Raw genomic sequence first — 10,042 nt, forward strand, 5'->3', positions numbered from 1 at the left:
CATGCATCTAAAACGCTTAGAACTGAACGGGTTTAAGTCATTTGCAAAGAACACGGCGTTTGAACTTCCGTCGCCTATTACTGCTATTGTGGGCCCGAACGGTTCAGGTAAGAGTAATTGCGCAGAAGCAATCCGCTGGGTGCTTGGAGAGCAGTCCATGAAATCGCTCCGCGGGAAACGGGGAGAGGATCTGATATTCAGCGGCTCACATTCAGCGTCGCGCATGTCTAAGGCGTCGGTGACGCTTGTGTTTGATAACACGCAAAATCAATTCCCTGTTGAGTTTGATGAGGTTGCGCTCTCACGGAATGTGTATCGTGACGGTGCGAACGAGTATATGATAAACGGATCCATTGTGCGCTTGAAAGACATTATTGAGCTATTAGCACATGTCGGACTCGGCTCGTCTCAGCACCATATCATCGGACAGGGAGAGGCGGATAGAATTTTGTATGCTTCTCCGAAAGAACGCAAAGAAATGGTAGAAGATGCGCTTGGACTTAAGATATATCAGATAAAACGGGCCGAAGCAGACCGGAAACTTGAGCGCACCGGGGAGAATATGAAGCAGGTAGAAGCACTCCGCAAAGAGATACAGCCGCATCTGCGGTTTTTAAAGGCGCAGGCCGCAAAATTTCAAAAGACCGAAGAATTACGGAGCGAACTTGAGCGCACATACACGGAGTATCTGTCACGCGAGACATTCTCGCTTGAGAGTCTAGAAGGAACGCTTTCAGGGAAAAAGCATGAGCCTGAAAAAGAGCTCGCGGATATTGAAAAGCAGCGCAAAGATATAGAAGAAAGCATCGCAAAAGCGCGCAAAGAATCAACCTCTTCCGATGAGGGTGTGTTTCAGGAGATTACCCGCGAGCTTGCTCTCGTCCGCGAGAAAAAAGGAAAGTTGTCGCGTGAAATGGGGCGTATTGAGGGAATGATAGACGCGCTTAAGCGCCCTATGCAGGGCGTATCGCTGGACGATGCGGTATCCCGGGAAGATGTAGAGGAACTTATTGCCGAAGTCGAAGGGATGCTCACATCCGCTCTTGAGGAAGATGTAATTGACCAGATGCAGTCGTTCATCCAAGAAGCGCTTGAGCGGGTATCGTCATTTTTCTCTCGTATTGATTCGGCACATGTAAAAGTAGAAGAACAACCTGCAACTGACCTCAAGAAACTGACGGACGAAAAACAGAAAGTAGAAAAAGGGATGCATGAGCTTGATGCCCAGGAAAAAGACCTTCTTGAGAAGGAGAAAGAGTTGGGCGGGAGTCTGCATGGACACGAAAAGAAACTCCGTGAACTTGAGCGCGCCTTGTACAATCTGGATGCTACAGGAAATCGTATGAAGGACGCATTGCGGAATGTTTCTATAGAGGAAGAGCGCTTGCGTTTGCGTAGCGAAGAATTTGCTCGCGAGAAGCAGGAGGCGGCTCATTATATTCCGGTTGATACGCTCCCGAAGGCAAAGGAAGCGCTTGGCGAGCAGGACCGCGAAAAGATGCGCCGGGATATAGCGCGTCTCAAATTTAAACTTGAGGATGCGGGCGGTGTTGACGGGATGGTGCTCAAAGAACTTGAGGAAGTTGGGGAGCGCGACAGTTTTTTTGAGAAAGAATTAGGCGATCTTGAAAAAGCATCCGCAGATTTGAAAAAACTTTCCGGGGAGCTTTCTGGAAAGCTGGAAGAAGAGTTTGAAAAAGGCATATCAAAAATAAACAGCGAATTCCAAAAACATTTTGAGACTATCTTTGGCGGGGGAAAGGCGGAATTGCGCTTACTTAAAATAAAGGAAGGAGGAGAGGAGGACGCGCTTGGAGAAGACGCTCCGCAGAAAAAATCGCAATACGCAAACGGTCTTGATGTGTATGTGAATCTTCCGCGAAAGCGCATTCGCGGGCTTGATATGCTTTCGGGAGGAGAGCGCGCGCTTACTTCTATTGCGCTTTTGTTTGCGCTTTCAAGCGTAAACCCGCCGCCATTTTTGGTGCTTGATGAAATGGATGCGGCACTTGATGAGAATAACTCCCGCAAATACGGGCAAATGCTCGGTAATCTTTCTAAGGGGACTCAATTGGTTATTATTACCCATAACCGCGAATCAATGAGACACGCAGGTGTACTCTACGGGGTAACTATGGGTTCTGATGGAATCTCAAAAATACTCTCTCTTAAGCTTGAAGAGGCGGTGCAGTACAGTAAGTAAATAATACCCCGCCACTCCATGGAGGTGGTACGCGGGATGCATGAGAGCTTGACAAAATATATATATTTTGGTATTATATCTCCTGATTGAGTTCCTTATTATAACGATACGCAGTACGACATAGGAGGGTTTCGTAATGAGCAGAAGTACGCATAGCGTGACTTCGTTATATGTCCAGAAGGGTGATGAAAGGCTTGAGAGCAGAAGGTGGACTGAGGTTAAGAATTTCTTACGCAAAGCGCATCCGGACATTGGTACGGATAATATGCACATACATGAAGTCATTCACTGCCCTGAAGATAAGGCCATTATCCTTGCTGATGAGATATTGCGCCTTAAGACAGCAATTCAGGATGACAGTTTACATGTGGTGTATTTCCCCGGTAAAAATGATTCTTCTGGGAGCAGCGCGCATCGTAGGAAGACCCTGGTCATCGTAAGCAAGGACGCAAAGGCTATCAGTATAGCAAGTGGCCTTGTGCGAGTCTTTAAAATGGGACTCGGGTATTGGTAAATATAAAAAGGAGGAATACTAGCATGCCGGAAATGAACATTTCGACCATTGAGGAAGCCCGGAGCAGGGTTAAGGACTTTTTTAAGTTTCAGGGATTTGAGAAGAAGTCAGTTAGAACATCTATGGAATATGACCGTACGGATGAAGGATACTTTTCGTTTGATGTATTGAAGCCATTCATGTGCGTGGTGCATGTATACACGAATGGAATAGTTACCGAACCGAACCGGGAGCTTGACCAGCATAGTCACGATCAGTTTGCTGAAAAGCGGGCTGCGTAACAGTTTATATCTAAAACAAAAAAGAAGGAGATTATTCTCCTTCTTTTTCTTTGCCCGCCGTAACTTCTGGCGTAGGCTGGGTTGTTTCTTCTTGGGGTGTTGCTTTCGGTTGCTCTTCGGGTTTTGGTTCTTCTTTCGGCGTTTCGGGGGCTGCTTTTTCTTCGGTTGCCCCTTCTGCCTTGGGTGCTTCGGCGGGTGTTTCCGCCTCTTTTTTCTTTATTGATGGGAGGACATCCATTTTGGGGGCGTTTACTATCTTTGCGTTTACCAAAATGTTATGGACGGTGCCGGATGCTTTTGCGCCGTGAGAAAGCCAGTGCTGAATGCGTTCGTTCTTGAGTTGGACGCGGTCTTTGCGGGGGTCGTAGGAACCCACAATTTCAAGGAACCCTCCTGATTGGGGGCTTTTTGTTTTTTCGGTGACGACAACCCGAAAGCTCGGGTCATTTTTGCGTCCTACGCGCTGTAATCGAATCATTAACATGATAGGGATTATGATACCAAAAACCCCGGAAATTGCAACCCCGTTAGAGGCCTGGCGGACCTCTTTTTGCAAGAAAAAAAGCCCAGGCGCTATGCCTGGGCTTGTATATTTATTTACCTTGTCTCGTAGAGCTTCGTGGTGTCGAACGGAGTCTTTTGTTTTTCTCCGGTGCTTCCCATTGCGCTTCCGAAAGACCGGTAGTTTTTCCCGGTAGAGGAGAATTGAGGAGTGGCAACGCCATAGGTTTTCGTCAGGGCGCGTATAATCTTTAGCGCGATGTCCTTTGTCGCAAATGCAACCCGGTCGCGTTCGCTGTCCTGTATTCCCCAGAAGACCATGCCGCTCGTTGCGTCAGCCATCTTGCTGATACTGCTCGGAGCTTTAAGATCCGCTATGCGCCCATTCTTGTACACGATGTATTCTTGCCCCTTTATCCCGAATGGGTCAAAGATGAATACCGGCGTGATAACAATTGACTGTTTAACGCATGCTGTAAGAAGTTCATCCAGTTTTCCGTGACGGATGGTTTCTATGCCGTCAGTTATCGGCACAAGAAATGTGAGCATTTCTCCATAACGGCTGATGCGTTCTTTGATGCGCAGCAATACCGTTTCTAGCATGAACTCGATATCTGTTGCGCCCTTGCAGTCAGTAGAACTGATCATCTTCTCTATCTTTGAGATATCGGGAGAAAGGAATTTCATTTGCTCTGCAAAAGCAATTTCTTGCTCAGCTGAGAAATATTTCTGTTCACTGAAATCAATGTGAGCGTAGGAGAAATCCCTCCCTACTCCTTCTCTGCATATTGCAAGAGCGGTCTGCGAGCCCCAGCGAGCAAGGTTGCCCTTGGTCGCAAGCGTTCCTTTCCCTACTACCTCGCCTGCCATGGAGTACGAGCGGTCTTTTGCGGTAATGATGCAGATTTCAGGAACCGTGCGCACCTTCACCAGCGGTTTTGGCGCTCCCGAGTCAATAAACTCGGGGATTCGTGAAGGCTCCGCTTTGCGGATTTCTTCAAGATTTTTTATCGGCTTTCTGTAAGATATTTCTCCCCGGCGATGATGTGTCTTTTTTTTCTGGACTTGAAAATCATCCTTAAGGCGGTCTATCTCTTCAAGGAAGAGCATGACACTCTCGGCGGTCTCAAAGTTTTTTATGCCTTGGATATCGATGTCCGTTTCCGGGCCTGCTTCTTCTGACTGCGATGTGGAAAGCTCAACCGTAGGTTCCTGCTGGTCAAGGAAAAAGTCATTGAGCGATATTTTTTTATCTGGTGCTCCTTTTTCGCGTCTCCCTTCGGACTTTTTGTCTTCCGGCGTGAGGCGCTCTTCTCCCTTTTTTTCTTTTTTTCTCGGGGGTTCCTGGTTTTTGAGATTGTCTGCGGGCGGAGGAGTTTTTTGTTCCTGTTTGGGTGGGGGATTGTTCTCAAAGCTTCCTTCAAACGGCTTTTCGGATGTCGCTTCGCGCAGCTCTTCGTGCGAGTGTATCCGCGAGAGCTTGTCTTTCGCGGTCACAAAAAGAGATTTTATCTCCGCAAAGAACGCTTCCGCCTTCGCTTCGATCTCCGCAATGCGCATTTCAAATTCCTTTTGCTGGTCATCATGGCCGATGCCATGGTCCACCGTTTCTTTTAGCTTGTCCAGCTCATCGAGCAATTCTGCTGTTTCTTTTGTGTACGCATGATGTTTCAGCGTATCTATAAAGAGGTCGACCACATGGTTTATCTGCTTTCGCTGGTCTTTTGTTTCTACTCGGTGAGTGATGTACCCGTACATGAAAAGAAAATCATCCCACGCTATCTCAGTCCGGCCTTCAAAGAGGGCGTGCGCACGCAAGAGCTTATGGAGCTTTACAATCGCCGCACGGTCAGTTAACACCGCATCTTCCTCGTGGAATCCCTGGGTCTCGATAACGATGTCGAGGAGAGAGACAAGCGCCCAGGTCATAACAAGCGGAACCCGGATCTTCGGGCTGCTCCCGCCTATATATTCGTATGCCTTGTCCAGATCCTCCTTGCTTACTTTTGCTTTTGGAGCTGCGTCCAGAAGGTTTTCCGGCCAAGTACGCGACCGTCTCATTGCTTCACGGAGGTTTTTAAACCTCTTTTTGAATATGAGGTTTCTGCAAAACACGCCAAGCGAGAATCTGTCGATAACCTGTTCTTCAAGCAGTTTGGATGATCTGCTTTTCGGATTTGCGGCAGCAATGAGCTGGCGCATGGAAGAGGGGGTCCATTCCTCTTTCTTGGTTGACGGATTGAAATATTCGTATCTTCCTTCGTTTAAAATAGGAAGAAGAACATTCATAATCTCGTCGGGTGCGCGCGTAATCTCATCAAAGAAACCCGTATCACACCGGAGAAAACAGCCTGGCTCAAAACTCTCAAATATCTTCTCTTCTTCTTTTCCGTGGCCGAGGTCGGTTTTTTCGCGGACAAGAACGGCGGGTCCTATGATTTGATTTATGGTCATCTCATTTGTTCCCTGTACATGGTGAAGGCGCAAGCTTGTTGCATGCGCTATCAGTTCGCTTGATAGTGTTTTAGCAGTTCCTGTCGGTCCGATGATAAGCATGCTTTCCTTGGCAAGAAAACTTATCGGGAGGAATTTTTTCAATCCCTCCTGTCCTTCGATAAATTTATCCAGAGCATCATAAAGAAATTTTCCTATCTCTGTTACTTTCATGATGTCCTCCCTGTATCCGTGTTGGTTGTATTTTTAATGTTCAGTACTTGCCTTTTACAGAAAAAGGCAAGTTGGGTACCGATCCGATTCTTCCAGAGGAGGGGAGTGCATACACTTCTCCCGTCCTACGTAGGGATAGAATGGGTCAGGTAGTGCCTAACTTGCCCTTTCCTTTCTGATAGGTATTGCCTATGTAATTTGGCTTTATTGTACTAAATCTCAATAGATTGTCAATCCCGCTAAAAATCGCGTTTGCCATAGGATTAGTCACTAGGGGGGTATTTGTATAAAAAAAAAGAGGGGCGTAACCGCTTTGTAAGCGTTGCCCCTCATTGATTTGTAGCGTCCCCCGGACGCTTTTGTGATTACTGCACCGTCTTACAGACGCGTGCCTCAAGTCTCAAATATAACAAACATGTAAGCATGTGTCAATTAAGAAAAATAAAAAAGGCGCTCTTACTGCTTACCATAAGCAGGGCGCCTTTTGCACAAGCCGGCTGTAGATTGCCTTTATTGCGAATCTAACCATATCGTAACATGCTGCAAAGCAAAAAACAAAAATCCCGCGTGCGCGGGATTTTTGTAATATGCATTTTCTTTTGTTCCGTCCGGTCGCGATTTGAGGCTCCGCGACCAACACCTATTACTCCCAGAGGAAGTATCGCCTAACTGTTCCGATTCTTCTTTGATGAAATCAAATGAATATCGGAAATAGTTTAGATAATGATCCACGACCAGCTTCCGCTAGCCGTGCCTTGTTACGACTTCGTCCCTGTTATCGAATTCACCTTCGGCCGCGACGAGCGCGAACTTCGGGTGCTCCCGACTTCCTTGACGTGACGGGCGGTGAGTACAAGACTCGAGAACGTATTCACCGCAGCGTGCTGATCTGCGATTACTAGCGATTCCAGCTTCATGAGGTCAAGTTGCAGACCTCAATCCGAACTAAGGCACACTTTGGCGGGATTTGCTCCGGGTTACCCCTTCGCGGCCCTTTGTGCGTGCCATTGTAGCATGTGTGTAGCCCAGGGCGTCGAGGGCCATGCTGATTTGGCGTCATCCCCACCTTCCTCCCCTCACCAAACGCGCTTACGCGCTTATATTTAAATATAAAAAAGTTTAAATATTTAACTATTGCTCGTTTGCCATTTGCAAACGCGCTTGGTGAGGGGCAGTCTCGTCTGACATGTATAACAGACAATGGGGGTTGCGTTCGTTGACCCACTTAAGGGAACAGTTCAAACCACGAACTGACGACAACCATGCAGCACCTGTCCTAGTGTCCTTGTGAGACATCATCCCTTTCGGGGTGACTTCACTAGAATTTCTAGCCCTGGTAAGGTTTTTCGCTTGTCATCGAATTAAACCACATGCTCCACCGCTTGTGCGAGTCCCCGTCTATTCCTTTGAGTTTTAATCTTGCGATCGTAATTCCCAGGCGGATAACTTAACGCGTTAGCTACGCCACTGGAAGGGTCGATACTTCCAATAGCTAGTTATCATCGTTTAGGGTGTGGACTACAAGGGTATCTAATCCTTTTCGATACCCACACTTTCGTTCCTCAGGGTCAGGAATGCGCCAGCTGATTGCCTTCGCATTTGGTGTTCCCCACGATATCAACGGATTTCACCCCTACACCGTGAGTTCCATCAGCCTCTCACATCCTCTAGTTATACCGTTTCCCATGCATTTCTTCGGTTAAGCCGAAGGCTTTAACACAGGACTAATATAACCCCCTACGAACCCTTTACGCCCAGTGATTCCGGATAACGCTTGGGCCCCTCGTATTACCGCGGCTGCTGGCACGAGGTTAGCAAGCCCTTATTCATGGAGTAACGTCAAAGTTCCTCCTCCATAAAAGCAGTTTACAGCCCGAAGGCCTTCATCCTGCACGCGGCGTCGCTGCATCACGCTTTCGCGCATTGTGCAATATTCTCGACTGCAGCCACCCGTAGGTGTATGGGCCGTGTCTCAGTCCCATTGGTGGGGGCCATGCTCTCACACCCCCTAGCCGTCATAGCCTTGGTGAGCCGTTACCTCACCAACTAGCTGATAGCCCGCAGGCCTTTCCCGAAGCAGTATGGCTTGCGCCACACCTTTACTCTTGCGAGAACTATTAGGTATTATCTAATCTTTCGACTAGTTATGCCTAACTTCGGGGGAAGTACCTACGTGTTACTACCCCGTTTGCCGTGGGTCTAAACCCACACGACTTGCATGCCTTATCCACGCCGCCAGCGTTCATCCTGAGCTAGGATCAAACTCTTAAAAAGAATTGCATACGAATATGCAATTCGGATAGAACGGAACAAAAGAAAATGCGTATTTCTTCTTTTGCTCTGGTATTCGGTTGTTAATGTATCCGGGCAAGTATGCCCGCTGCTGTTTGGAAAACAAAAACTGCCTTTTCAGACAGCAGCGGATTTACTTGTTAACTGCGTATTCAAAAATTATATACTACTATGCTATTCCATACTAGTCTCCATTATAATCGTTTATTTGTAGCGGTCAAGGGGGCTATATTCTGTATTCTGCAAATCCTGGAAGGGGACTTGTGTAAAGCTTATTGGGCCTTCTCCTATATGCCAGGACCTCTACCCGCAACGACTTTTTATACATTCATAGTAATACAGGATTGCTGGTGGCGTTTACAATAACAAAACCCGCCGTACGGCGGGGTTTGTGGGGGATTACGCTCATATATAAGCGTTGTTATTGAATAACATTTGGGTCGCATCCGGTTAGGCTTGAGAATGACGAACTAAAGTCATTTCTTGATCCGCCGTTGTAGAACCATGTGTTGCTATTCGTATCCCATGTGTTTGAGCTGATATTGTTTGTGCCGCATGTGGAAGTGCTGTCAGACAAATAGATTGGCCATACGGTTGTATTTGAATTGAATTGGTTTTCGGTAATTTGCGTATCTCGCACCCCCCATAGTCCCATAAATGTGTGTTCCGAGTCGTTTGTGTTTGGCCAATTGTTAAGTGCGAATGTATTATTTCGAATAATATTATTACCGCTGCCGTAGAAGAAGGACATGCCCCATGAGCCGTTCAAAATTGTGTTGTTCTCGAAGATGATATTTCTTATTCCGTTGGAACTGCAGGGCGAGCCACTGCCTCCTGTTAGGCCGTTAAACTGTAATGCGCGACCTCCAAAATTCCGAATCGTATTATTATCAACCTGAGCTCCCACTATGTTATTGCAGGTTGAGTTGCTGAAATAGATTTGTTGCACATTCTTAAGGCTTAGCGGTTGTCCGTTTGTTGGGTTTGTTTTCTCTATGCAATTTGTAGCTACACCCACTGTACAATTCCCACTTTCTGCATATCCATTTACCTCAAGTGTATTACCACGTATTACTATTCCGCTTATGTTAGGATTCAATGGTGAAATTACGATGCCCGAGAAAATATTATTATGGATCTTCGAGTTAAGGATCTGATTATTTGAATTGTGAACCTTAAACCCATCCCAACAATTTGAAATTTCGATGCCGTCCCATACATTGTACTGGCCATTTGCCTCTACTCGCTTTACATCGTTACTGCTTGCCGGGTTGTTGCATGCTATCTTTGGATTTTCTCCTGGGTAATTCCGAATGATTATCTCATTTCCGTTTGTGCAATTTTTATTAAGACTCAAAATAGAGTTAAGCGTGTAAGTTCCATTTCGCACATGTATAAGGTCCCCACAAGACGCTGAAGAATAAGCTGTTCCTATGTTAGTGAAATCTCCACCGCTCGGTGCAACTATTGCATCTGGCGTTGATGCGGATGTTGGGGGTGGCGGAGGTGTTGCGGTGCCAATTGTGATCGATTGTGATAGCTGGTTGTTGTTTTCATTCGACTCAGCAAAACGGTTTACATCAT

The 10,042-nt window shown here is 46.8% G+C and carries 5 protein-coding genes, 1 rRNA gene and 1 pseudogene (1 of these 7 only partly in view); 3 read left to right on the forward strand and 4 right to left on the reverse strand.

Annotated elements, in window-relative coordinates; all coding sequences use genetic code 11:
• Position 1 precedes the first annotated feature (1 nt).
• From COU47_02735 to COU47_02745, 3 genes are all read left to right on the forward strand, one after another.
• Complete coding sequence (locus COU47_02735) at positions 2–2,203, forward strand: hypothetical protein (protein PIR69470.1); 2,202 nt, start codon at positions 2–4, stop codon at positions 2,201–2,203.
• 136 nt (positions 2,204–2,339) lie between these two features.
• The gene (locus COU47_02740) at positions 2,340–2,717 is read left to right on the forward strand and encodes a hypothetical protein (GenBank protein ID PIR69471.1); all 378 of its coding nucleotides are present in this window, start codon (positions 2,340–2,342) and stop codon (positions 2,715–2,717) included.
• Between the two features lie 23 nt (positions 2,718–2,740).
• On the forward strand, positions 2,741–2,998 hold the full coding sequence (locus COU47_02745; GenBank protein PIR69472.1) for a hypothetical protein: 258 nt from the start codon (positions 2,741–2,743) through the stop codon (positions 2,996–2,998).
• A 31-nt stretch (positions 2,999–3,029) separates the two neighbouring features.
• On the opposite strand, the gene rpsP is transcribed toward COU47_02745, so the two are convergent.
• From rpsP to COU47_02765, 4 genes and pseudogenes are all read right to left on the reverse strand, one after another.
• On the reverse strand, positions 3,030–3,554 hold the full coding sequence (rpsP, locus tag COU47_02750) for a 30S ribosomal protein S16 (GenBank protein PIR69473.1): 525 nt from the start codon (positions 3,552–3,554) through the stop codon (positions 3,030–3,032).
• Between the two features lie 41 nt (positions 3,555–3,595).
• Positions 3,596–6,166 carry a hypothetical protein gene (locus COU47_02755; GenBank protein ID PIR69474.1) on the reverse strand — a complete coding sequence of 857 codons (2,571 nt, stop codon included), beginning with the start codon at positions 6,164–6,166 and terminating at the stop codon, positions 3,596–3,598.
• Positions 6,167–6,890: 724 nt separating this feature from the next.
• Positions 6,891–8,436 (reverse strand): 16S ribosomal RNA (locus COU47_02760).
• A gap of 443 nt (positions 8,437–8,879) precedes the next feature.
• A pseudogene (locus COU47_02765) lies at positions 8,880–10,042 on the reverse strand (hypothetical protein) (it continues 1,090 nt past the right edge of the window).

It is taken from the genome of Candidatus Niyogibacteria bacterium CG10_big_fil_rev_8_21_14_0_10_46_36 (genome assembly GCA_002772995.1).
In the GTDB taxonomy this organism is placed as follows: domain Bacteria; phylum Patescibacteriota; class Minisyncoccia; order 1-14-0-10-42-19; family 1-14-0-10-42-19; genus 1-14-0-10-46-36.

Coding starts and splice junctions, on each gene's coding strand:
- COU47_02735 (PIR69470.1), top strand. CDS start 2: ATGCATCTAAAACGCTTAGAACTGAACGGGTTTAAGTCATTTGCAAAG.
- COU47_02740 (PIR69471.1), top strand. CDS start 2,340: ATGAGCAGAAGTACGCATAGCGTGACTTCGTTATATGTCCAGAAGGGT.
- COU47_02745 (PIR69472.1), top strand. CDS start 2,741: ATGCCGGAAATGAACATTTCGACCATTGAGGAAGCCCGGAGCAGGGTT.
- COU47_02755 (PIR69474.1), bottom strand. CDS start 6,166: ATGAAAGTAACAGAGATAGGAAAATTTCTTTATGATGCTCTGGATAAA.